Source organism: Planobispora longispora (assembly GCF_016863135.1).
GTDB classification, from domain to species: domain Bacteria; phylum Actinomycetota; class Actinomycetes; order Streptosporangiales; family Streptosporangiaceae; genus Planobispora; species Planobispora longispora.
Genome location: NZ_BOOH01000019.1, coordinates 144,666 through 167,841 on the forward strand (window position 1 = coordinate 144,666; position 23,176 = coordinate 167,841).

At 72.1% G+C, this 23,176-nt stretch carries 19 protein-coding genes; 8 read left to right on the forward strand and 11 right to left on the reverse strand.

The window, feature by feature from the left end:
* Nucleotides 1–112: 112 nt before the first annotated feature.
* Nucleotides 113–1,114: a Stk1 family PASTA domain-containing Ser/Thr kinase gene (locus Plo01_RS11710; RefSeq protein WP_203890557.1), complete on the reverse strand. Its 1,002-nt coding sequence runs from the start codon at nt 1,112–1,114 to the stop codon at nt 113–115.
* A complete protein-coding gene (locus Plo01_RS11715) occupies nt 1,111–1,611 on the reverse strand; it encodes a SigE family RNA polymerase sigma factor (protein ID WP_203890558.1) in 501 nt (166 codons plus the stop codon). Before Plo01_RS11715 ends, Plo01_RS11710 begins: the two co-directional genes overlap by 4 nt.
* Before the next feature lie 131 nt (nt 1,612–1,742).
* Here Plo01_RS11715 and Plo01_RS11720 point away from each other — a divergent pair, with 131 nt between their 5' ends.
* A complete protein-coding gene (locus tag Plo01_RS11720) occupies nt 1,743–2,768 on the forward strand; it encodes an adenosine deaminase (protein ID WP_203890559.1) in 1,026 nt (341 codons plus the stop codon).
* 93 nt (nt 2,769–2,861) lie between these two features.
* Here the strand turns inward: Plo01_RS11720 and Plo01_RS11725 are convergent, their stop codons facing one another.
* The 3 genes from Plo01_RS11725 to Plo01_RS11735 all read right to left on the reverse strand — a co-directional run bounded on the left by Plo01_RS11725 (nt 2,862) and on the right by Plo01_RS11735 (nt 6,608).
* The gene (locus Plo01_RS11725) at nt 2,862–3,437 is read right to left on the reverse strand and encodes a hypothetical protein (protein ID WP_203890560.1); all 576 of its coding nucleotides are present in this window, start codon (nt 3,435–3,437) and stop codon (nt 2,862–2,864) included.
* 370 nt (nt 3,438–3,807) lie between these two features.
* On the reverse strand, nt 3,808–4,344 hold the full coding sequence (locus Plo01_RS11730; protein WP_203890935.1) for an RNA polymerase sigma factor: 537 nt from the start codon (nt 4,342–4,344) through the stop codon (nt 3,808–3,810).
* Nucleotides 4,345–4,454: 110 nt separating this feature from the next.
* Complete coding sequence (locus Plo01_RS11735) at nt 4,455–6,608, reverse strand: ATP-binding protein (RefSeq protein ID WP_203890561.1); 2,154 nt, start codon at nt 6,606–6,608, stop codon at nt 4,455–4,457.
* 370 nt (nt 6,609–6,978) lie between these two features.
* Between Plo01_RS11735 and Plo01_RS11740 the strand changes: the two genes are divergently transcribed.
* The 6 genes from Plo01_RS11740 (at nt 6,979) to Plo01_RS11765 (ending at nt 13,183) form a co-directional block, all read left to right on the forward strand.
* Nucleotides 6,979–7,689 (forward strand): class I SAM-dependent methyltransferase, encoded by a 711-nt coding sequence (locus tag Plo01_RS11740; RefSeq protein WP_239316171.1) that lies wholly within the window; start codon nt 6,979–6,981, stop codon nt 7,687–7,689.
* A gap of 229 nt (nt 7,690–7,918) precedes the next feature.
* The gene (locus tag Plo01_RS11745; RefSeq protein WP_203890563.1) at nt 7,919–8,452 is read left to right on the forward strand and encodes a hypothetical protein; all 534 of its coding nucleotides are present in this window, start codon (nt 7,919–7,921) and stop codon (nt 8,450–8,452) included.
* A gap of 259 nt (nt 8,453–8,711) precedes the next feature.
* On the forward strand, nt 8,712–9,401 hold the full coding sequence (locus tag Plo01_RS11750) for a response regulator transcription factor (protein ID WP_203890564.1): 690 nt from the start codon (nt 8,712–8,714) through the stop codon (nt 9,399–9,401).
* Nucleotides 9,401–10,807, forward strand: coding sequence for a sensor histidine kinase (locus Plo01_RS11755; protein ID WP_203890565.1), 1,407 nt, complete (start codon nt 9,401–9,403; stop codon nt 10,805–10,807). The genes Plo01_RS11750 and Plo01_RS11755 overlap by 1 nt, the downstream gene beginning before the upstream one ends.
* A gap of 32 nt (nt 10,808–10,839) precedes the next feature.
* A complete protein-coding gene (locus Plo01_RS11760; RefSeq protein WP_203890566.1) occupies nt 10,840–12,714 on the forward strand; it encodes an acyl-CoA dehydrogenase family protein in 1,875 nt (624 codons plus the stop codon).
* Between the two features lie 298 nt (nt 12,715–13,012).
* On the forward strand, nt 13,013–13,183 hold the full coding sequence (locus tag Plo01_RS11765) for a hypothetical protein (RefSeq protein ID WP_203890567.1): 171 nt from the start codon (nt 13,013–13,015) through the stop codon (nt 13,181–13,183).
* A gap of 221 nt (nt 13,184–13,404) precedes the next feature.
* Here the strand turns inward: Plo01_RS11765 and Plo01_RS11770 are convergent, their stop codons facing one another.
* The 5 genes from Plo01_RS11770 to Plo01_RS11790 form a co-directional block, all read right to left on the reverse strand.
* Nucleotides 13,405–14,550 carry an acetyl-CoA C-acetyltransferase gene (locus tag Plo01_RS11770; protein ID WP_203890568.1) on the reverse strand — a complete coding sequence of 382 codons (1,146 nt, stop codon included), beginning with the start codon at nt 14,548–14,550 and terminating at the stop codon, nt 13,405–13,407.
* 214 nt (nt 14,551–14,764) lie between these two features.
* A complete protein-coding gene (locus Plo01_RS11775) occupies nt 14,765–17,008 on the reverse strand; it encodes a rhamnogalacturonan lyase family protein (RefSeq protein WP_444980759.1) in 2,244 nt (747 codons plus the stop codon).
* 395 nt (nt 17,009–17,403) lie between these two features.
* Nucleotides 17,404–18,939 carry a DUF2079 domain-containing protein gene (locus tag Plo01_RS11780; RefSeq protein WP_203890569.1) on the reverse strand — a complete coding sequence of 512 codons (1,536 nt, stop codon included), beginning with the start codon at nt 18,937–18,939 and terminating at the stop codon, nt 17,404–17,406.
* Nucleotides 18,940–19,025: 86 nt separating this feature from the next.
* The gene (locus tag Plo01_RS11785; protein ID WP_203890570.1) at nt 19,026–19,901 is read right to left on the reverse strand and encodes a class F sortase; all 876 of its coding nucleotides are present in this window, start codon (nt 19,899–19,901) and stop codon (nt 19,026–19,028) included.
* A gap of 13 nt (nt 19,902–19,914) precedes the next feature.
* Nucleotides 19,915–20,802 (reverse strand): hypothetical protein, encoded by an 888-nt coding sequence (locus Plo01_RS11790; RefSeq protein ID WP_203890571.1) that lies wholly within the window; start codon nt 20,800–20,802, stop codon nt 19,915–19,917.
* 284 nt (nt 20,803–21,086) lie between these two features.
* Between Plo01_RS11790 and Plo01_RS11795 the strand changes: the two genes are divergently transcribed.
* Entirely contained in the window at nt 21,087–21,506 is a 420-nt protein-coding gene (locus Plo01_RS11795; protein WP_203890572.1) for a hypothetical protein, read from the forward strand.
* 90 nt (nt 21,507–21,596) lie between these two features.
* Here Plo01_RS11795 and Plo01_RS11800 read toward each other — a convergent pair whose 3' ends face one another.
* Nucleotides 21,597–23,153 (reverse strand): phospholipase D family protein, encoded by a 1,557-nt coding sequence (locus Plo01_RS11800; RefSeq protein ID WP_203890573.1) that lies wholly within the window; start codon nt 23,151–23,153, stop codon nt 21,597–21,599.
* Between the last annotated feature and the right edge of the window lie 23 nt (nt 23,154–23,176).

Here is a 23,176-nt window from a genome sequence, read left to right on the forward strand (position 1 = left end):
ACGAAACCCCATCGACGATTTTCCCCGTGTTTTCAGGCTTTGCGGGACTTCGCGGGCCCGGTACGGCTCCCGCCGCCCGGACGTGGGAGCCGTACCGGGATCGCCGGGGAGGTCACTTCTCGGGCGTGACCCCTTCGACGATCCTCCTCATCTCCGCCTGGGCCTCCCGCTCGCCGAGCCGGTCGAAGTAGTCGGGGCTCATCATGATCTCGACCACCAGCCCCTTGCGCTCCGTCCAGATCGCGGTCGGAGTGCCGCTCTCCTCGATCCTGCCCACGGCCTCACCGGTGCGGACGATGTAGACCCGCTTCCCGTCGATCGTGACGGGTTCGGCCCCCTGGTCGCGGTAGCCCCTCATCCGCGCGGTCGTCCGGGCTGCGGCGTCACCGTGGTAGACGACCGCCTGGACGCTGTACATCCCGGGATCGAGGCCGGGCTCCGCCCACGAGGTGCTGTAGCTCGTCGTGCCGAAGCCGTCCTTGACCGACCACTCGCCCCACTTCAGGCCCTCGGGCAGGTGGGCGAACTCGACGCCGCCGAACTTCCGGCCGTCGCCCAGATCCCCGAGGTCCTGCGGCATGGGCGCGTCCTCGCCCTCGGACGGGTCCGGGGTCGGGGTCGGGCGCTCCGCGGGAATCTCGACCACGACCAGCGTGACGGTCCGCCCCTCCCCGACCTTCTCGCCGGCGGCGGGATCCTGCCGCGCCACCTGCCCGGCGGCTCCCCCGTCGCCCTCGACCGCCGCGGCGAGCCCCGCCTGTTCCAGGACGGCGACGGCCTTGTCCGCCGACAGGCCGACGACCTCCGGGACCGTCACCTCCCGGACCGCGACGGCCAGCGAGTCGGAGCCGGTCCGGGAGGCGGGCCCGGCCACCGAGGACGGCGGGCCCGCGTTCACCGCCAGGTAGACCGGGACCGATCCGGCGATCGCGACGGTGACCAGCGCGGCGCCCGCCGTACGAAACCAGATCCTGCGCGTGCGGTGGCGGTCGCGGACCGCCCCGGCCATCCCCGGCCCGGCGTGCACGCCGCGGACGTGCGCCTCCATCGCGTCGGCCAATTCGCGGGCGACCTGCCCGTCCGGCAGGCCCGTCCGATCGTCGCCGCGGTTCATCCCAGCACCCCTTCCCGTGTTCCCATGCGTTCGCGAATCCTGGCCAGCCCCCGTGCGGCCTGGCTTTTCACGGTCCCGGCCGAGCAGCCCATGAGCGCGGCGGTCTCCGCCTCCGACAGGTCCTCCCAGTAGCGGAGCACCAGCACCGCGCGCATCCGCGCGGGCAGCCTCCGCAGCTCCGCCACGAGGGCGTCGCGGAGGTCCAGGTCCGGAGAGTCGGCCGGAGTGTCCGGCGGCCGGGCGAAGGTGATCTCCCGGATCACCTTGCGGCGGCGGGAGACGCTGATCGCCGCGTTCACCACGACCCTGCGGGCGTAGGAGTCGGGATTGTCGTGCCGGATCCTGCTCCAGTGGCGGTAGACCTTCTCCAGCGCGTTCTGCACCAGGTCCTCGGCGTCGTGCTGCGACGCGCCGCAGACCAGGATCGCGGTGCGCAGCAGCGCCGTACTCCGTGCGGCCAGGAACTCGTCGAAGGCCGCCTCGTCTTCTTCCGTCATCAGCGAGGTCCCCTTTCGCCCTCCCCAACGCGTGAGCGCCCCGCCGGGTTGAGAGGCCGGAGACGGGAATCACCGGAGAATCGCCGGGGAGTCGGCCGCGGGTGACGGGGGAGGTACGGCAGCATATGGAAATGCCACGTCCCCTCAGCGACCTTCCCAAGGCACACCTGCACCTGCACTTCACCGGTTCCATGCGGCACTCCACCCTGGTCGAGCTGGCCCGGGAGCAGGGCCTGCACCTTCCGGACGCGCTGGAACAGAACTGGCCGCCCCGGCTCCGGGCGACCGACGAGCGGGGCTGGTTCCGGTTCCAGCGGCTGTACGACATCGCGCGCTCGGTGCTGCGGCGGCCGGACGACATCTACCGGCTGGTGCGGGAGACCGCCGAGGACGAGGCGGCCGAGGGGTCGCGGTGGCTGGAGATCCAGGTCGACCCGTCCGGGTACGCCCAGCGGTTCGGCGGGCTGACGGCCACGCTGGAGTTGATGCTGGACGCGGTGGACCGCGCCGCCGGGCACGCGGGCATCGGGATCGCGGTCGTGGTGGCGGCGAACCGGACCCGGCACCCGCTGGACGCCAGGACGCTCGCCCGCCTCGCGGTGCAGTACATGGACCACGGCGTGGTCGGGTTCGGGCTCTCCAACGACGAGCGCCGGGGCCGGGCCCGCGACTTCGACCGGGCGTTCCGGATCGCCCGGGGGGCGGGGCTGCTGGCCGTCCCGCACGGCGGGGAGCTGCTGGGCGCGGCGAGCGTGGCGGAGTGCGTGGAGGAGCTGGGGGCCGACCGGGTGGGGCACGGGGTGCGGGCGGCGGAGTCGCCCCGGCTGATGGAGCTGCTCGCGGAGCGGCGGATCACCTGCGAGGTCTGCCCGATGTCGAACGTCGGGCTGGGGGTGGCCGAGCGCGCCGAGGACGTGCCGCTGCGGCGGTTGTTCGAGGCGGGGGTGCCGATCGCGCTGGGCGCCGACGACCCGCTGCTGTTCGGCTCGCGGCTGCTGGCCCAGTACGAGCTGGCCAGGGGGGTGTACGGCTTCGCCGACGCGGAGGTGGCCGAGCTGGCGCGGCAGTCGGTCCGGGGGTCGGCGGCGCCGGAGGCGGTCCGGAAGGAGCTGCTGAAGGGGATCGACGACTGGCTGGCGACGGGGTCACTGGACTGACCGCGCGTGACGCCCGAGAACCCGGGATCGGGCTCAAGTCGGGGCCGGGGTCGCGGTCGGGGTCGGGGTCGCGGTCGGGGTCGCGCTCGGGGCTCACTGGACTGACCGGGCGATCTCTCGGGCCCTTTCCCGGTCGGTGACGCCCTCCAGGCGGAGACCGACCCCGCCGCGCTGCCAGACGAGGGTGGGGCCGGACAGCCGGGTCTCGACCGGCAGCCCGCCCGCCCGGGGCAGGTAGGTCAGGCCGTGCTTGGCCGGGACCCACTCCGCCCGCGAGCCGTCCACGGTGGTCTCCTCGGGCCAGGGAGGGCCCAGCTCCTTTCGGAAGACGACCTCCAGCGTGCCGTCGTACTGGTCCAGCCTGATGCCGGGCCACACCATCGAGACCACCCTGCCGCGGTCGCTGATCCTGACCTCGTCCGGCTCCCCCAGCTCCGCGGGGACGACGATCGGGAACACCACCTGCCGGCGGGCTTCCTCCAGCGTCGTCGTGCCCTCCATGGGCAGCGGCCTCGGGCTCCCGGACGGCAGCGGCCCGGGATCACCGATCCGCAGCTCGATCCCGGCGAACTTCAGGATTTCGACCACGGCGGCCCGTCCGACGGGGGTGGCCCCGAAGAACAGGGCCACGAGGAGGGCGACCGCCGAGACCACCACGCGCCGCCGCACGCGGGCGCCGGACCGCGCCGTACGCCATGCCCGCCGTACCGGCGCGGGAAGGAAGCCCCGGGAGCGGCGGGAACGTTGCGCGGGACGCGATGGCCCGGGACCCGATGGCGCGGGATGGGACGGGTCCGCGGGACGCGATGGGGCGGGACCCGAGGACACCGGACGGGACGGGTCCGCAGGACGCGATGGCCCGGGATCGGATGGGTCGGCGGGAGGAGACGGATCCGCCGGAGCGGGGGTGGCCTCCGGGTGGGGGGAGAGGGCTTCGAGGCGTGCGCGTACGGCGCGAGCCGTGGCGGCCGGAGGCGGGACGGGGATGTCCAGGGACTCGCCGAGCGCGAGGAGCTGGACCTCGAGGTCGTCGGGTTCGTCAGTCGAGGCCACGGTCCACCTCCTCACGCAGACGGGCCAGGCCGCGGGAGGTCCGCGACTTGACGGTTCCGACGGGCAGGTCGAGCACCTGGGCGGTCTCGGCCTCCGACAGCTGCAGGAAGTACCGGCAGACGACGGCATGACGTTCCCGTTCGGGAAGCGTACGCACCGCGTCCAGGAGCCGGGCGCGGCGGTCGGTGGCGACGGCGGCGTTCTCGGGGTCCGCCGGGTCCGCGGGATCCGAGGCTCCCGGCCGGTCGAGTCCGGTGATCTTGACGGTGAGCTCGGCCCGGCGGCCGCGGGCGCGGGTCAGGTTGTGGGTCTCGTTGGCGACGATCCGCAGCAGCCACGGGCGGAAGGGCGCGTCCCGGCGGAATGTGTCCAGGTGGCGGTAGGCCTTGACGAACGCCTCCTGGACCACGTCCTCGGCCTCGTCCCCGGCACCGAGCATCGCCGCGGTCCGGTGCGCGAGCGCGCTGTAGCGGGTGACCAGCGCCTCGTAGGCGGACAGGTCACCGGCCAGGGACCGGGCGATCGCCTCGTCGTCGTCCGTCTCGGGGCTCCTTCAACTGCTCTGAACAGATTCCTCCGCCCGATGTTCTGACAGATTCCACCGCATGGGAGCCCTCCAGCGGAAGTCCCGGATCATGCCCCGGGAGGGCGGTTCCCGAGACTCGGGCTCCGGGAGGCGTCCGGCTCCGGGAAATAGCCGAGGGCGTAGGCCACCGCGGCGTCGGGGTCGTCGTCGCGCCCCTCGGCGAAGGCCGTGTCGTAGCCGTCGTCGCCGAGCAGCTGGCGGGCGGTGCGCTCGGCCACGGTCCTCGGCTCCGACATGCTCTCCGAGCCGAACCCCCGCAGCCCGAACGTCGTCCACAGCCGCATGCCCGAGCCCTGGAGCCGTGCCGTACGGTGGCCGTCGCCCCGGACCGCGGCGATGATCGCGAGCTGGTCGAGGGCGAGCGCGACCCCGGTGGTGTCCCGGAGCCGCCACTTGGCGTCGAGGCACTGCCGGGCGGCGCACTCGGCCTCCTCCACCCGCCCCAGGCCGAGCTGGGCGATGGAGAGCACGTAGTCGCCGTAGGCCCGGGCCCAGCGCTCGCCGTGGCCGTCGCACAGGCGCTGGGTCTCCTCCAGCACCGTGATGGCCTTGCCGAAGTTCCCCTGCCAGGTGGCCGCCATGGCCACGGTCACCATGGCGAGCGGCTCGCCGACAGTCATGATCTTCGCCTTCCGGAAATGCTCTCGCACCTGCTCGATGCTGGGTTCGACCTCGTCGAGCGCTCCGATGCACAGGGAGCGGGTGGCCAGCCGGAGCTGGGCGTGCCCCGCCGCCGCGTAGTCGCCCCAGTCGAGGGCGGCGGCCAGCGCCGCCTCGGCCCGGTGGCGGCCGGACTCCAGGTCTCCCTGGGCCATGGCCACGCAGCCGTCGGCCCACAGGAGCTTGGGCAGGCTGGGGTCGGTGATGGGCGCGGCGTCGATGGCCCGCTTCATGTAGTAGCGGCCCTCCTGCATGCGGCCGAGGCAGAACCAGAGGATCCAGAGGGTCCCCGCGAGCTCGATGGACAGGGGGTTGGACGGGGGGTCGGAGTCGAGGGCCAGCCGGAGGTTGGTGATGGAGAAGTTGAGGCTCCTGGCCCATTCCTCCTGGTCGGGGCCGTACCAGTTCTCGTCGGCCCGGCGGGCGAGGTTGAGGTAGTAGTGGCGGTGCCGCAGCGCGAGCCGTCGTTCGTCGCCGAGCCGGGCCAGCAGCTCCCTGCCGTACTCCCTGACCGTGTCGAGCTGCCGGTACCCGCCGGGGACGGGGATGAGCAGCGAACTCTTCACCAGGTCGGCCAGGGTGTCCGGCACGTTCGGCAGGTGCTCGTCGCCGCAGACCCAGACGGCGGCCTCGGCGTCGAAGGGCCCGGCGAAGACCGACAGGCGCGACCAGAGCAGGCGCTCCTCGCGGCTGCACAGGTCGTGGGTCCAGCTGACGGCCGTGCGCAGCGTCTGGTGGTGGGAGACGAGGGCGCGGTTGGCGGAGAGCGCGGCGAACCTGCCGTCCAGGCGCTCGGCGAGCAGGTCCGGGGGCAGGGTCCGCAGCCGCCCGGCCGCCAGCTCGACGGCGAGGGGGATGCCGCCCAGACGCCGGCAGATCCGTACGGCGGCCCGCAGCCCGGCCTCGTCCTCGGCCAGACCGGGCGCCGTGGCCGCCGCCCGGTCGAGGAAGAGGCGGAGCGCGTCGTTCCCCTCCGGTCCCCGGGCGCCCCCTGCGGAGCTCACGGGGCTCGTGGAGCTCGCGGAGCTCGCGGAGCTCGCGGAACTCGGGACTGCGAAGGGCTCGACGGGCAGGACCGCCTCCCCGGGCAGGCCGAGGGGCTGGCGGGAGGTCGCGACGATGCGCACGCCGGGGGCCCTGGCCAGGATGGCGGCCACCAGTTCGCGGCAGGCGGGCAGGAGGTGCTCGCAGGTGTCGAGCAGCAGCAGGAGCTTCTTGCCCGCGAGGAACTCCACGAGCAGCTCGTGCTGGGGGCGGGCGGACTCCTCACGGAGTCCGAGGACGGCGGCGACCGTGTGGGGAAGCAGGTCGCCGTTGCGTTCGCCGGACAGTTCCACCAGCCAGGCGCCGTCCAGGTAGGAATCGCGGCGTTCCTCCGCCACTTTGGCGGCGATCCGCGACTTTCCGACGCCTTCGGCGCCGACGATAGTGACCAGAGACGTTTCGGCCAGCAGTTTGGCCAGCTCCCTGATTTCGGCCTCACGGCCGACGAAGGTGCTCGTCTCCGCAGGGAGGTTCCCCCGCCACCATGGATTCGGCATTCGTTCGCGCTCCTTCCACGTGACAGCCATAACACCTGGCCAGAGTCACGCCCGGGGACGCCGGGGGGTCGCGGGTAGGAATTTTTACACCCACGGTATAAATCTCGTCACACAATGAGGCCGGAGTTCCTCTCTCCCCCTTTAAAAAACATGAGCCGGCCACATTTAAAAGTTCAATCAACTAGAAATAACAATAAAAGGTGATAAGTCCGATCCTGGGGCCTCGCTGCCGGGTCTTCATGATCAGAGGGAAGTTCGATGAACCGTGTCGAAGGAAGGGCCACTAGACTCTGCCTGTCCATAACCGTGGCCGACGCGCCACGGCCCTCCGCGAGCTGGACGGAAGCGCATGTCTGGGTATGACCGTGTAGTGCAACCCGCGGCCGGTGACGGGGCCCTGGAGAACCACCTCGGTGGCGACGAGGCCAAGAACTACCGGCAGTACGAGTTCGACATGGTCGCCCCGCACGTGGGCCGCTCCCTGTTGGAGATCGGCTCCGGCCTGGGCCACTTCGCCGAGCAGTTCCTGCCGCGTCTGGACCGGCTGGTGGTCAGCGACTTCGACCCCTACTGCGTGGAGCAGCTCACCAAGCGCTTCGCCGACCACGACGACGTCGACGTGCTGCAGTTCGGCCTGCCGACCGAGATCCCCATCGGGGAGAAGGTCGACACCGTCGTCATGATGAACGTCCTGGAGCACATCGAGGAGGACGTCGAGGCCCTGCGCTCGCTCGCCGCGGTCACCCTCCCCGGCGGCCGGATCGTCATCTGGGTCCCCGGCTACATGCAGCTCTACGGCGACTTCGACCGCAAGGTCGGCCACGTCACCCGCTACACCCCGGCCACGCTGCGCAGCACGGTCTCCAAGGCCGGGCTCGACATCGACGTGCTCAAGCCGATCAACTTCCTGGGCGGCATCGCCTGGTGGGCGGCGGTCCGCCGCGGAGGCGTCGGCTACCCCGACCCCCGCCTGGTGAAGATCTACGACCGCACGGTCGTGCCGACCACCCGCTTCATCGAGCGCTTCATCCGCCCGCCCTTCGGCCAGACGGTCTTCTGCGTGGCCCGCGTCCCCCACTGACGCGCCTCCGGCGCGCCCCGCCGGGCGCGCCGGACTCTTCCCGGCATCCCCTTCCCGGTGGACTCTTCCCGCCGGCTCCCTTCTCACCGGCCCCCTTTCCGCCGCGCCCTCACGCCGGCCTTCCGCCGGGCTCTCATGAAGTTCCCAGGTTTCTCCTCCGATGCTCCCAGCGCCGGACGGTTGCCTGATCGGCACCTCCCGCCGGGGAGGCACCCTCACAAGGAGCATCATGAAGAGGAAACTGGCGCTCGGCGCCGCCGCCGTCACGGCGTCGATCATGTTGACCACCTCCGGCGCCTGGGCCACGGAGAACGCCGCCCCCGTGCCGTCCGGGGTGACCGCGATCGCCGACGAGCTGCTGAAGGCCGACTCCACGCTGCGCGGGCCCGGCCTGCGCACCCACTACAACCTCTGGGTGGTCGGGATCCACGGGCAGGCCACGGTCCGCGACAAGAAGCAGGTGTTCATCAACTACACCTGGCAGCGCGGCGTCATCACCGCCAAGGCCGACGGCCGGCTGACGGTCAAGAGCAAGGACGGGCTCTACCGGAACTGGAATCTCGACCCGACCACCCGGTTCCGCAGGCTCGGCGCGCCCGCCGACCTGTCCAAGCTGGTGGTCGGGGACGGGGTCTTCGTGATCGGCGTCCCGACCGCCACCGACCCCACGGCCGCGGCGGTGTTCGTGCCGCGCAACCGCGCCGTCCTGGAGCAGCCGGCCACGCCGGGCACGCCGACCACTCCGGCCACTCCGGGCAGCTGATCGGGGGGCGGTGGGGGCCCCGTTGAATGCGCCGGGGTCCCCACCGCTTCGCGCGTCCCCGCGGCGCAGGGGAAGCCCGCGGGGACGCGAGTCCGCCCGTCGGGGCCCGCGGGGACGTGAGGATCCGCCCGGTGGAGGGGCGCGGGAGCGCGGGATCCGCCCGGTGGAACCGGGACGGGTTCCCGGCTGAACGGAGGACGCCCGGGGACGGCTCCGAGGGGAGCCGCTCCTGCGGGAATTAGGTAAGAATTGGCACCCCATGAGCGAGATATCCGTCCTTGTGGTCGAGGACGACCCCAACATCCGTGACATCGTCGAGGTCACCCTGCGGTTCCACGGGTTCCGCGTGCGGGGCGTGACCACCGGCGCAGACGCCCTGGCCGAAGTGGACCGTGATCCGCCCGCTCTGGTCGTGCTGGACGTGCTGCTGCCCGACATCGACGGGTTCGAGGTGTGCCGCCGGATCCGCGCGGCGGGCCGGCACACCCCCGTGATCTTCTTGACCGCCAGGGACACCACGTCCGACACCGTGCACGGTCTCACGCTCGGCGGCGACGACTACATCACCAAGCCTTTCTCCGTGGAAGCCCTCGTCGCCCGGGTCCGGGCGGTCCTGCGCCGGACCTCGGCCCCCGCGGGGGAGGCCGGCGGCGTGCTCCGGGTGGCGGACCTGGAACTCGACGAGTCGCGCTGGCAGGTGCGGCGGGCCGGAGTCGCGGTGGACCTGTCCCCCACCGAGTTCCGGCTGCTCGCCTTCCTGATGGAGAACCGGGGCCTGGTCCTGACCAAGCGTCAGCTGCTGGAGCACGTCTGGGGCTACGGCGGCCCCTCCCAGGTGGTCGAGACCTACATCTCCTACCTGCGCCGCAAGCTGGACCCGCTGGGTCCGCCGCTGATCCACACCCAGCGCGGAATCGGCTACACGCTGCGCGCACCCCAGGTCTCCTGATGTCCCTGCGCGCCCGCCTGCTGACGGGCCTGCTGACGGTGAGCACGGCCCTGCTGCTCACGCTCTCCGGCGTGAGCGTGCTCGTCCTGCACGAGCACCTGCTCCAGCGGGTCGACGGGCAGCTCCGCGCGGCCACCGCCACCGCCGCCAAGCGGATCGCGGCCGCTCCCGGCGGGCCGCTCTCGCAGACGCTGACCGGCTCCACCTACGCGGTGGCGGTGATCAGCCTCGCCACGGGACGCGCCCGGCTGGTCAACGGGGACGCCCCGGAGACCACGGTCGTCCCGCACCTGGTGGAGCGGCTGGGCCGCGACCGGCTGAAAGGCTACGCGGCGGCGCAGGAGCGCTTCGACCTCGATCCGACGGGCGAGTACCGCCTGATCGCGCGGGTGGCCAAGGCCCGTCAGGGCAACCGGCTGGTGGTCGTGGCGGTCTCGCTGGAGTCCGTCGAAGACCCGATCCGCCGTCTCGTCATCACCGAGCTCCTGACCGGCGGCCTGCTCATCCTGCTGCTCGCCCTCATCGGCCGCATGCTGATCACCCGCGGGCTGACCCCGCTGGCGCGGATCGCCGGCGCGGCCTACGCCATGGCCAGCCACGGCGATCTGTCCGTCCGCATGCCCGAAGGGGCCTCCGAGGTCGGGCGGCTCGGGGCCGCGGTCAATCTCCTCCTCGAACGGATCGCGGGCGCCTTCAGGGACCGCCAGGCGTCGGAGGAGCGGGTCCGCCGCTTCGCCGCCGACGCCTCGCACGAGCTGCGCACGCCCCTGTCCACCATCCGGGGGTACGCCGAGCTCTACCGGACCGGCGCGCTGGGCGCCGAGGACCTGCCGCGCGTCATGGGCAGGATCGAGGACGAGGCGACCCGGATGGGCGAGCTCGTCGGGCAGATGCTGGAGCTGGCCCGGCTGGACCGGAGCGCGGCGCTCCAACCGGCCGAGACGGATCTGGCCGACGTGGCGCGCGACGTGGCCGCGGACTGCGCGGCGGTCGACCCGGACTCGCTGGTCGTCGTCGACGCCCCCGCCGCGCTGCCGGTCGTCGCCGACGAGGCGCGGATCCGCCAGGTCCTGGTCAACCTCCTGGCCAACGTGCGGGCCCACACCCCCCGGGGGACCGTCGCCACCGTACGGCTCGCGCGGCCGTTCGAGGGCACCGTGCTCGTCGAGGTCCACGACGACGGACCGGGCATGTCGCGCGAGCAGGCGGCCAGGGCCTTCGACCGTTTCCACCGGGGCGAGGAGCGGGTGCGGGAGGGCGCCGGCCTGGGGCTGTCGATCGTCAAGGCCATCGCCGAGGCGCACGGCGGCCGCTGCTGGATCACCTCGGCTCCCGGCGCGGGCACATGCGTGCATGTGGCGCTTCCCGATCGCCCGCCCTTTCTCGGGGCCCCCGCCCGGGCGTAACGTCGGTTGCATCCGCGCCCGAGGAGGTCACGATGACCGAGTACGCCAAGGCACGCGAGGTGGCCGAGCAGGCCCGCGAGAAGGAGTGGGTCCGGCCCAGCTTCGGCAAGCAGCTCTTTCTCGGTGATTTCCGTCTCGACCTGGTCCACCCCGCCCCGGCGCTGGCGGAGGAGGAGGCCAAGCGGGGCGAGGAGTTCCTGCGCTCCCTGCGGCGCTTCCTGGACACCCGGGTGGATCCGGCGCTGATCGAGCGGACCGCGCAGATCCCGGACGAGGTGGTCAAGGGACTCGCGGCGCTGGGCGCGTTCGGGATCACCATCGAGGAGGAGTACGGCGGGCTGGGGCTCAGCCACCTCTACTACGGCCGGGCCCTGATGCTCGCGGGCTCGTACTGCGGGGCGATCAGCACCCTGATGTCGGCGCACCAGTCGATCGGGGTGCCGCAGCCGGTGAAGCTGTTCGGAACCGAGGAGCAGAAGCGCGCCTTCCTGCCCCGGTGCGCCAAGGGGGAGATCTCGGCCTTCCTGCTGACCGAGCCGGACGTCGGCTCCGATCCCGCCCGGCTGGGGACCACGGCCACGCGCGACGGCGACGACTACGTGCTCGACGGCGTCAAGCTCTGGACGACCAACGGGGTCGTGGCGGGGCTGCTGGTGGTGATGGCCCGGACCGGCTCGGGCATCTCCGCGTTCGTGGTCGAGGCGGACAGCCCCGGGATCACCGTCGAGCGGCGCAACGCGTTCATGGGGCTGCGCGGCATCGAGAACGGGGTGACGCGGTTCCATCAGGTCCGGGTGCCGGCCGCCAACCTGATCGGCCGCGAGGGGCAGGGCCTGAAGATCGCGCTGACCACGCTGAACACCGGCCGCCTGTCGCTGCCCGCCTCCTGCGCCGGGAACGCCAAGTGGGCGGCGAAGATCGCCCGCGAGTGGGCCGTGGAGCGGGTGCAGTGGGGGCGCAGGATCGGCGAGCACGAGGCGGTGGCCCGGAAGGTCGCCTTCATCGCCGCCACGGCCTACGCCCTGGAGTCGGTGATGGACCTGACCTGCCGGATGGCCGACGACGAGAGCAACGACATCAGGATCGAGGCCGCCCTGGGCAAGCTGTACGCCACGGAGATGGCCTGGCGGGTCGCCGACGAGCTGGTCCAGATCCGGGGCGGGCGCGGCTACGAGACCGCCGAGTCGCTGGCCGCGCGGGGCGAGCGCGGCGTCCCCGCCGAGCAGCTCCTCCGCGACGTGCGGATCAACCGGATCTTCGAGGGGTCCACCGAGATCATGCAGCTGCTCATCGCCCGCGAGGCGGTGGACACGCACCTGTCGGCGGCCGGGGACGTCATCGACCCGTCGGTGACGGGCCGCGACAAGGCCCGCGCCGTCGCCCGCGCCGGCGGCTTCTACGCCCGCTGGCTGCCCACCCTGGTCGCGGGCGCGGGCGCCCGGCCCGGGGCCTACGCGGAGTTCGGGCCGCTGGCCCGGCACCTGCGCTACGTGGAGCGCGCCGGCCGCAAGCTCGCCCGCTCCACCTTCTACGGCATGTCGCGCTGGCAGGGACGCCTCGAACACCGGCAGGGTTTCCTCGGCAGGATCGTGGACATCGGCGCCGAGCTGTTCGCGATCACCGCGACGTGCGTGCGCGCCCGGGAGGAGGCGGCCGATCTGGGGTGCAGGCCCACCGAGCTGGCGGACGTCTTCTGCCGCCAGGCGCGGCTGCGCGCCGACGCGTCGTTCCGGCGGCTCTGGGTCAACACCGACGCCCGTGACGTACGGCTGACGCGGTATCTCCTGGACGGGCGCTACGCCTTCCTGGAGGAGGGCATCCTCGACCCCTCGATCGAGGGGCCGTGGATCGCCGCCGCCGATCCCGGCCCGTCGGCCGTGGAGAACGTGCACCGGCCGATCCGCTGATTTCCCGGATGTGTGGGTACGGTCCGCGCCCCGCCGTACCCACACCCTCTCTCCGCCTGCCGGATGACTCGGAACGGACAGGTCCTCAAACGGCAGGACATTAAATGGCTTGCACGGTCCGGGACCCGCGGCATACCGTCGACGGCATGTGGATTAACTCCTAGGAAGCCGGCGTCGATCAGCCCACGCTGATCCGCCCGCGCTCAGCCCTCCGGCCCCGTTCGTCTGACGCGGCAGCTGAGTTCTCCGGCACGGCCCTGCGCGGCGCCGCGTCGTCACCGATCCAAAGGAGTCCCATATGCGAACCCGCTCAGGCAAGAAGCGTTCCGGGAAGAACAAGCCCGGCGCCACCGATCTCCCGCTCCCCGAGTGGGCCATGCCAGCAGCGCCCCGGCAGATGCCCAAGCCGCACCTGCCGATGAGGCCGACCCAGCAGCCGCGCCGGATCCCCGGCAAAGGCGGCCGCTAGAGCGCGTCCCGCGGACGCCCGCGACGGCGGGGATCCGCGGGGACGCGCCGAAGAGCGGACGCCGCGGTCCCGTCCACTACCGGGACCGCGGCGTCCGCCTTCCTCTCAACGGGTGACACCGGAAGCCCGCCGGTTCCGGCGCCACCCGTCGCATCGCGGCGGCGCGGGGAACGCGGCCGGCGATCCGGCCCGCGAGCCCCGACGCCGCTCGGGGGATGCGGTCAGAGCCGCTCGATGATGGTGACGTTGGCCTGGCCGCCGCCCTCGCACATGGTCTGCAGGCCGTACCGGCCGCCGGTGCGCTCCAGCTCGTGCAGGAGCTTGGTCATCAGGATCGCGCCGGTGCCGCCCAGCGGGTGGCCCAGGGCGATCGCGCCGCCGTTGGGGTTGACCTTCGCCGGGTCGGCGCCGATCTCCTTGATCCACGCCATCGGGACCGGGGCGAACGCCTCGTTGATCTCGGTGGCGTCGATGTCGTCGATCGACAGGCCGGAGCGCTTCAGCGCCTTCTGGGTCGCCGGGATCGGCGCGGTCAGCATGTAGACCGGGTCGTCGCCGGTGAGCGCCAGGGTGACGATGCGGGCGCGCGGGGTCAGGCCGTGGTCGCGGACCGCCTGCTCGGAGGCGATCAGGATCGCGCCGGAGCCGTCGGAGATCTGCGAGGAGGTGGCCGCGGTGATCTGGCCGCCCTCGCGCAGGGTCTTCAGCCCCGCCATCTTCTCCAGCGTGGTGTCCGCGCGCGGGCCCTCGTCGTCCTCGACGCCGTTGATCGGGGCGATCTGGTCCTTGAAGTAGCCGTTGGCGATGGCCTTGGCCGCCCGCTGGTGGCTCTCGTAGGCGAAGCGCTCCAGCTCCTCCCGCTTGAGGTCCCACTTCTCGCACATGAGCTCGGCGCCGCGGAACTGGGAGATCTCCTGCTTGCCGTACCGCTCGACCCATCCCTCGCCGAACGGGAAGGGCATGCCCTTCTCCAGCGCGGCGGTGATGCTCGACCCCATGGGGACGACGCTCATGGACTCCACGCCGGCCGCGACCACGAGGTCCTGGGTGCCGGACAGGACGCCCTGGGCCGCGAAGTGGATCGACTGCTGGGAGGAGCCGCACTGGCGGTCGATGGTCACGCCGGCGACGTTCTCCGGCAGGCCGGCCGAGAGCCAGGCGTTGCGCGCGATGTCCATGCTCTGCGGGCCGAACTGCATGACGCAGCCCATGATCACGTCTTCCACCGCGGAGGGGTCGACGCCCGTACGGTCGATCAGGGCCTTGAGCGTGTGCGCGGCCAGATCGGTGGGGTGGACGGTGGACAGGCCGCCCTTCTTCTTTCCGACCGGGGTACGGACCGCCCCGACGATGTACGCCTCTGCCACAGTGCCTCCTGGGTTCCGTCCCTACTCAGACCGGACGATGCAAACCGAGCATTATTCGGTCAGTAGGAGGTTACAACAGAACATACGTCTACGCCCTCCCCGGGGAGGATGATTGTGATTGCCGTAACACTCACCTCCGCGCGGGAGACGGAAGGTCCCCGCCCGGTGGCGCCGGACGGGGACCGTGACGGCCGCGGAGGTCGTCAGAGCATGGTCAGCGCAGGTAGACCTTGGGCTGCGGCGGGGCGGACATGCCGGAGCCGATGAAGAAGCTCGGGTGCGGCGGCTGGTTGTAGGCCGTGTTCTGCCAGGCGACGGCGACGCGGTACTGGGTGTCGTGCATCAGCGTGTGGACGCGCCGGTCGGTCTGGTGGGGCGTGCTGTAGATCCGCAGGGCCGTGTTGTCGCCCGTCGGCCAGACGACCTCCTCGCGCCAGTCGCCGAACAGGTCGCCGGAGAGCGACGGGGTGGACTTGGTGCCGTTGTTGGAGTGCACGCCGGAGGCGGTCAGCAGCCGGGTCTCCCCGCCGGTGCCGTACTTGTCGACGCGGGTGGCGTCCACCAGCTCGCGCACCGGGTCACCGTCCCACCAGGCCAGGAAGTTGATCGAGGAGGGCTCGCGGCCCAGGGACGCGCCGGTGGTGCTGCGCAGGGCGGTGTCCCGCGCCGACCACGACTCCGCTCCCGGGCTCCCGGCCCAGACGTCGGCCGAGACGCCGCGGCCGTTGTCGCCGCCGGAGGCGGTGGACCACAGCACCTGGCCGGTGCGGGCGCTGGCGAACCACGAGCCGGGCTTGGAGGAGTCCTCGCTGACCTTGAAGTACTCCAGGCCGGCCCGGGAGGGGTCCAGGTCGCCCAGGTGGGCCGCGTCGCCGTGGCCGTGGCGGGTGTTCCACAGCGGCGCGCCGTCGTCGTCGATCGCGGCGGCGCCGAAGACGATCTCGTCCCGGCCGTCGGCGTCCACGTCGCCGATCGTGAGGCTGTGGTTGCCCTGCCCGGCGTAGGTCGTGTCGCCGTTGGAGTCGAAGGTCCAGCGCTTGGTCAGGGCGCCGTCGCGGAAGTCCCAGGCGGCGATCACGGCGCGGGTGTAGTAACCGCGCGACATGATCAGCGAGGGGCGCTGCCCGTCCAGGTAGGCCGTCCCGGCCAGGAAGCGGTCCACCCGGTTGCCGTAGGAGTCGCCCCAGGAGGAGACGGTCCCGCGCGGCGGGTCGTAGTTCACGGTGGACACCGCGGCGCCGGTCCGGCCGTTGAACATGGTCAGGTACTCCGGCCCGGCCAGGACGTAGCCGGAGGAGTTGCGGTGGTCGGCCGAGGACGAGCCGATCACCTTGCCGGCGCCGTCCCTGGTGCCGTCGGCGGTTTTCATGGCCACCTCGGCCCGGCCGTCGCCGTCGTAGTCGTAGACCTGGAACTGGGTGTAGTGCGCCCCGGCGCGGATGTTGCGGCCCAGGTCGATCCGCCACATCCGAGCGCCGTCGAGCCGGTAGGCGTCCACGTAGACGTTGCCGGTGTAGCCGGACTGGGAGTTGTCCTTGGCGTTGGACGGGTCCCACTTCAGCACGAACTCGTACTGGCCGTCGCCGTCCAGGTCGCCGACGCTCGCGTCGTTGGCGGCGTAGGTGTAGGCGACCCCGTCCGGCGTGGTCCCGCCGGACGGCGCCTGGACGGGCACGTCCAGGTAGCCGTTGCCGAAGCGCAGCGACGGCTCGGAGGCGGCCTGCTCGGCGCCGCCGACCACGGCCCGCACGGTGTAGACCGCGTCGGCGGCGGCGCCGGCGTCCAGGTGGTTGGTGGAGCCGGTGATCGGCGAGGAGTTGACCTTCGTGCCGCCGCGGTAGAGGTTGAAGCCCGTCGAGGCGGCCTCGGTGCCCAGCAGCCGCCAGGACACGAGGTTGCCGGTGCCGGACCGCACGCTGATCAGGCCCCGGTTCAGGTCCTCCGCCTGCCTGGCGCCCGCCGGGATCGTCGTCGGGGACGCGGTCGGTGTCGCGGTGGGCGTGGCGGTGGGGGTGACGGTGGGCTTCACGGTCGGTGTCGCGGTGGGCGTGGCGGTGGGGGTCGCCGTGGGCGTCGCCGTCCCGGTGCAGGCGACCCCGTTGAGCTCGAACGCGGCCGGGACGGGGTTGGCGGAGCCGTTCCACGACGCGTTGAACCCGAACGCGACCGTGGCGCCGGTGGCGACGGCCGCGTTGTATCCCACGTTCTCGGCGCTCACCCGGGCGCCGCTCTGGGCCACCGTGGCGCTCCACGCCTGGGTGATCTGCTGGCCCGCGCCGAAGGCCCAGTCCAGGGTCCAGCCGTTCACCGCGGCGCCCAGGTTAGTGATCTTCACCTCGCCGGTGAACCCTCCTCCCCACTGGGAGGACACCGCGTAGTCCACGCGGCAGCCCGCGGCCGCGTGGGCCGCCGGACTCCAGCCGCCGAGCATCGCGCCCGCCGCCACGACGGCCGTCACGGCGCCCGCCGCCCGGCGGGGCCGGGAGGCTGAACGGTTTGAATGTCTCACTTCGAGCTCCGATCTCAGCTGTCCGGGGAGCCGGTGGCGGGAACTCGGGGTCCCCTCCGCTCCGGGTGGCCGGAACCGCGGCAGCGTCCTCTTCCGGGAGGCCGTACGGCGGGCACGCGGATCCTCGCGGACCGCAGGAGGATGGGGTGTAAGCGCTTTCCAAGCGCTCAGACCGTAGAGCATTTCCGACAAAGGCGTCAATCTAGGAAACAACCGACTCCTGTGCCCCAGGTCGCCCGGAAGGGAGGAAGCCGAGGTCAGCCAGGACTCCCTCACGGAGGAGACCGGACATTCGGGAACGGGGAGGCTGAAACTTTCAGGAGGGCCGGTTCAGCGCGGCGCTCTCAGGAGGGCCGGTTCAGCACGACGTAGCCGTCGCGCTCGTAGACCTTGCGATAGCCCTCCTGCAGGGCCTGCTCGACCCGCTGCCGCTGGGCGTCGTGGGTGGGGAAGGGGAAGGTCCACCGGTCGACGTCGGCCACGATCCACGGCGCGCCGTACGCGCTCGGCCCCCACAGCAGCACGGTCGTCCGCGAGGTGAGCGCCGGGCCGGCGTGGTTGACGGCCTCCACCAGCACCCCGTCCGGAACCTTGGCCACCGCCTCCCGGGCCGCCGCGACGTGCGGGTCGCCCTCGTAGAAGGACCACTCGACGAGATTGCCCAGCGCGAACCGCGGGATCAAGGTGATCCCGATCACGCACACGGCGATCGCCCAGGGACGGCCGAGGTCCCGGCGCGGGTTCCGGCCGCCGTCCCTCTCCCGGAGCCGCCTGCCGAGCCGGTCCACCCCGTCCACCGCGGCGCAGAACAGGATCGCCACGATGAAGGCGTTGTAGTGGTGTTCCGGCCCCCACCACTGCGGGCGGTCGGCCAGGAACCGCTCGGCGACCAGCGGGAGCGCCACCAGGACCAGCGGGGACAGCAGCGCGGTCAGCAGCACCGGCCAGAGCAGGAAGGCCAGCGTGTCGACCTTGATCTCCGGGCTGACGAACTGCCACAGCGCGCCCAGCGGATCGCGCGCGAGGCCGAGGGCCACCTCGCCCAGGCTCTGCCCCCACCTGCCGTAGGCCCAGTGGAAACCCGCCTCGCCCGATCCCGCCATCGGCATCAGCACGCTGCGGATCATCACCAGCGCACCCAGGGAGAAGACCACGAACGCGGCCCCGAGCAACCGCCTGCGCGTGAGGAAGAGGTAGACGCCGAAGCCCGCCACGAGCAGGCCCATGTCCTCCTTGACCAGCAGCAGGCCGAGCGCGGCCACCACCGCCGGCGGCATCCGCCCGGCGTCGGACCGCTCGATCATGATCGCGCTCAGCAGCGGGACGAAGGCCGCCTCGTGGACGTCGAACCCGGCGGCCTGCGCCACGGGCCACGACACCGCGTACGCCGCCGCGACCAGGTAGGCGCTCCCGGCGCCGAGGCGGCGCTCGGCGTAGCGCCAGATCGGGATCGCGGCCAGCGCGAACAGCACCGCCTGGGCGATGATCAGGGTCTCCGGCCCGTCGTGGATCCAGTACAGCGGGGCGAACAGGGCGACGATCGGCGAGAAGTGGTCGGCGAGCTGGACGAAGTCCATCCCCCGGCCGTAGAACATGCCGACCGAGGGCTCCAGCGGCGGGCCGAAGCCCGCGTAACCGCTCACGGCCTGGTCGAAGATGACCAGGTCGAAGGTGCTGGCGCGGAAGGTGGCCAGTTTGACCAGGCCGAGGACGGCGTAGGCGGTCGCGGCGAGCACGACGATCAGCAGGAGCGGCGGCGTCTGCGGCAGGTTCCACCATCCCCGCGACCGGCCCCGAGAGGTCTCCGCCGCGTCCCCGGCCTCCTCGACGGTCCCGGTCTCCCCGAGGTCCCCGGTCTCCTTGACGGTCTCCGACTTCATGGCGGTTCCGGATCCCCCGATCGCTCCGGTCTTCCCGAGCCCCTCCGCCTCCCCGGGCTCGCCGGTCCCGGAAACGGTGTCCGCGCTCATGCCCGGCGGGTGCTCGTCATCGTGGCATAGGCGATCACGTTGTCCGTGTAGTGACCGGTCGAGCGGTTGTAGGTCCCGCCGCACGTGATCAGGTGGAGCTGCGGGCTGGGCGACTCCCCGTACACCCGCTGCGTCGGGAACACCGACTTGTCCGCCTGCTCCAGCCCGCCCACGGTGAACACCGCGATCATCCCGTCCTGCCGGTGCACCTCGATGACGTCACCGTTGCGGATCTCGTGGAGGCGGCTGAACACCGCGCTCCCCGTCCGCGTGTCCTTGTGTCCCAGCATGATCGACGGCCCCGCCTCCCCCGGCGTCGGCCCCTCCCGGTACCAGCCGGCGAGGTTGGCGTTGTTCACCGGCGGCACCTCGATCGCGCCCTGCCTGTCGAGCCCCACGGATTTGATCGGCGCGTTGACTCCGAGACGCGGGATGACCAGGCGCACCGGGGTCGAGGGCTGCATCGCCGGGGCCGCCGGAAGAGTCGGCTGCGGCGGAGGCACGTTCGCGGGCGCCTGGAAGTACGGGTCGGCGGGCGCGGCGGTGTTCTGCTGCTGCGCCCGCGGCGGCAGCGCGGTCCGCTGATCCGCCAGGCCGTACTCCTCGGGCGAGGAGACCATGAAGATCAAACCGATCAGCACCGTGATCACTCCGGCGACGGCCGCCAGCACCAGCACGGAGCGCAGGACCCGCCCGCCGCCGGCCGGATCCTCGTACGGCTCGCCGTACCCGGGCGGCGAGTACCCCGGCGGAACATACCCGGGCCCTCCCGGAGCGGCCTGCCGGTAACCGGGCCGAGGGTACGGCTGACCGGGCCTCCCGTGTCCCGCGGGCGGCCCCGGCCACCGGCCGTCCGGCGTCGGTGTGGTCATCGCCGGGCTCCGGTCAGCCTCGCGCCGCCGTACGGCGCCGCAGTGCCAGCCCGCCGATCGCGGCCCCGCCCACCATCAGCGCCCCGGCAAGCATGATCACCCGCGCGTCCGGACCGGCGTCCCCGCCCCCGCCCGTGGAGGCCCCGCCGTCGGGCGTCTTGTCGATCTGGCCCGTCCTCGTCCTGGTGGCCCTCGCCGTCACGGTCTCGAAGACGGTGACCGTCGGCTTCACCGACGGGGTGGGCGTGGGTGTGGGCGTCGTCGGAGTGCTGCTCGGCGTCGTGCTGCTGCTGGACGACGTGGACGGCTTCACCGTGATCCGCAGCGCCGCCGCCGACGCTTCCGCAGTCGCGACCGTGCACTCGTACAGCTCACCATCGGTGTCGGACGCGTTCGTCGGCGCCAGGTAAAGCGAGAAGTTGTCCGGCTGCACGGCGATGACGCCGGTCGCCGTCGGGGTCATCGTGATCAGCAGATTCGGCGGCTGGAGCGTGGCGCCCTGCGATATCGAGGCGGCGGCTCCGGTGGCCGCGACCGAGCGAAGCTCAGAGGGGACGATCGTGGGGCTGGAGGTGATCAGGACATCGGCGTCGGCGACGAGCTTCTCGGTGTTGGGAATCGCCGAGGGCGCGGTGAGACCGCTCGGCGAGGCACTGGGACCGATCTTCCAGGTCGCGACGACCGTAGAGCTCGGCACCGGAGCGGTCGGTCCCGTCAACTCCATTTGGATCTTGTAGGTGGCGCTTACACCCGCTTCCGTCTCACAGGTGTAGGTGACCGGCACGGGCGCCGCCGCCATTGAGGCGAGCGCCGGAACGGCTCCGAAGATAAGTCCCGCACCCACCGCTCCGATGGCTGCCGTCTTGGCCATGACGCGCCGTCGCGTCTTGGACTTCAGCACGGTCTGTCTCCATTTCAGTGCGGTTGACCGGCCGGGGACATTACCCGCAATTCCAGCCAATGGTCACGGTCCGCCCTAGATCTTACGGAGACATCCCTAGAAGCGGGAACCCGTTAGTAAAAGGGGCATAGATTATCTTCTGCCCCAGAAGATCACCATGAGGGGGGATACGGGTGGTCCAGCAAAGCCCCTTCCCCGATTCAAGGAACGATCAGCGCCGGAGTGGTGACGGAGAGACCGGGAAGGAGCCCGACCACCGGTCCCGCCGATCACTGTGAGGAACCATGAGGCTCCTGGCCCGCCCGCACCAGATCCTGCCGCGCCTGGCCGCCGGCGCACTCATCCTGAACTCGGGCCTGACCAAGGGCTCCGTCGACAAGGAGACCGCGGCGCAGCTCCACGGGATGGCCGCGGGCGCCTACCCCTTCCTCAGGAACATGGACCCGAAGGAGTTCGTCCGGCTGCTGTCCAAGGCGGAGATCGCCCTCGGGGTGGCGCTGGCGATCCCGCTGGTGCCCTCGGCGGTGGCGGGCGCCGCGCTCACGGCCTTCGCGGGCGGGCTGTTCGGTCTCTACCTCAAGACCCCGGGCATGCGTGAGAAGGGCAGCGTGCGCCCCACCCACCAGGGCATGGCCCTGGCCAAGGACGTCTGGCTGCTCGGGATCGGCGCCGGACTGGTGGCCGAGGCGCTCCGCCGCGACTGATCCGGACCGGCCGCGACCGGCCCGGCCCCCGTCCCGTTCCGCCCGGGGCGGGGGCCGGCCGCGTCCCGACGGGAACGGCACGGGAGGAGGTCAGAAGTTCTTCGACCTCCGCAGGGCGGGTGGCCGTCCGTCGGGGTCCACCGCGAGCCGGTACATCGGCATCGCCAGCACTCTGCGCCACCGGCCCAGCTCCGGCTGCGCGTGCGGGCGCAGCCGTCCCGGCGGCCTCGCGCCCTGGCATCCTCCCCGGTGCCAGGCGTCGAGCGCGTCCGCCGAGCGGGCGAACGCCTCGAAGGCCTCCTTCGGGTCGCACAGGTCGTCCACGTCGGCGGGGTCGCGGTCCAGGTGCTCGGCGGCGAGGGCGAGGCGCAGCTCGCGGGCGTACCTGCGGGCTCCGGCGGGCGGGCGGGGATCGGGCTCCTCGTCGATCACCGCGCAGCTCAGCTCCGAGTCGTAGGTCCACGACCGCAGGTTGACGTTGTCCGAGCCGACCGCCGCCCACACGTCGTCGACCACGCACACCTTCGCGTGCACGTACACCGGCGTGCCCTCGTGGTTCTCCAGGTCGTAGACCGCGATCCGGTCGCCGCCCGCCTGCTGGAGCCTGGTGAGCGCGTCGGCCCTGCCGATCAGGCTGGCCGGCCCGGCGAGCCAGCCGTCCTGGTCGGGGTGGCGCGGGACCACGATGACCATGCGGAGCTCCGGTTCCCGCTCCAGCGCCTCGGCGAAGGGCTCGATCACCTCGGTGGACCACAGGTACTGGTCCTCCAGGTAGACCAGCGAGCGGGCCGCCCGCAGCACCTTGTGGTAGGCCCTGGCCACGCTCCGCTCCCCTTTCGGCGCGAACGGGTAGGCGCTGCGCCGGTAGGGATAGGTCCGCAGAAGCTGTACGGCGTGCGTGCCCACGGGCTCGGGAGGCGGTCCCGGCTTGGGCAGCGGCGGCACGTCGTCCATCCGCTCGAAGTGGTCGCGCAGCCGCTTGATCGGATGGCGGGTCTCGGGGGCGGGGTCCTCCCAGCGCTCGCAGAAGACCGTCTCCACCTCGGCCACGGCCGGTCCCTGGATCATCACCTGGACGTCGTGCCAGGGCGGCCGGTCGCCGTACGCCTTCGGCATGGCGACGGTCTGCGGGTCGCCCCGGTGCTCGGCGTCGTCGCGGCGGCTGTGGCACAGGTCGATGCCCCCGAGGAAGGCCACGTCCTCGGCGGAGTTCTCGTCGTGCCGCAGGATGACGAACTTCTGGTGGTGCGAGCCGCCCCGCCGTACCCGGGTGTCGAGCAGGCACTGGCCGCCGGTGGCCTCGATGTCCTCGCCGAGGTGCCGGTTCTCCTCGGAGCTGAAGCGCAGCGCGTCCAGGTGCGAACGCCAGATGAGCCCCCTGACCAGCGCCCCCCTGTCCGCCGCCTGGGCCATCACCTGCGCCACCCCGGGGCCGTCGTCGGTGAGCCGCTCGTCGGGGTCGCCGCGCCAGTCGGCGAACAGAAGGAGATCGTTCTTGGTGAGCCGGTCCACGCGGGCCTTGAGCTCGGCGAAGTAGGCGGCGCCGTGGATGAGGGGACGGACGAGGTTCCCGGTCGTCCAGGCGCCGAGCCGTGTCGCCGGGTTGTCCCGTTCCTCCTCCGTGAGGAACCAGTCGTCGAGTCTCACCCAATCTGGCTACCCGGCCATCG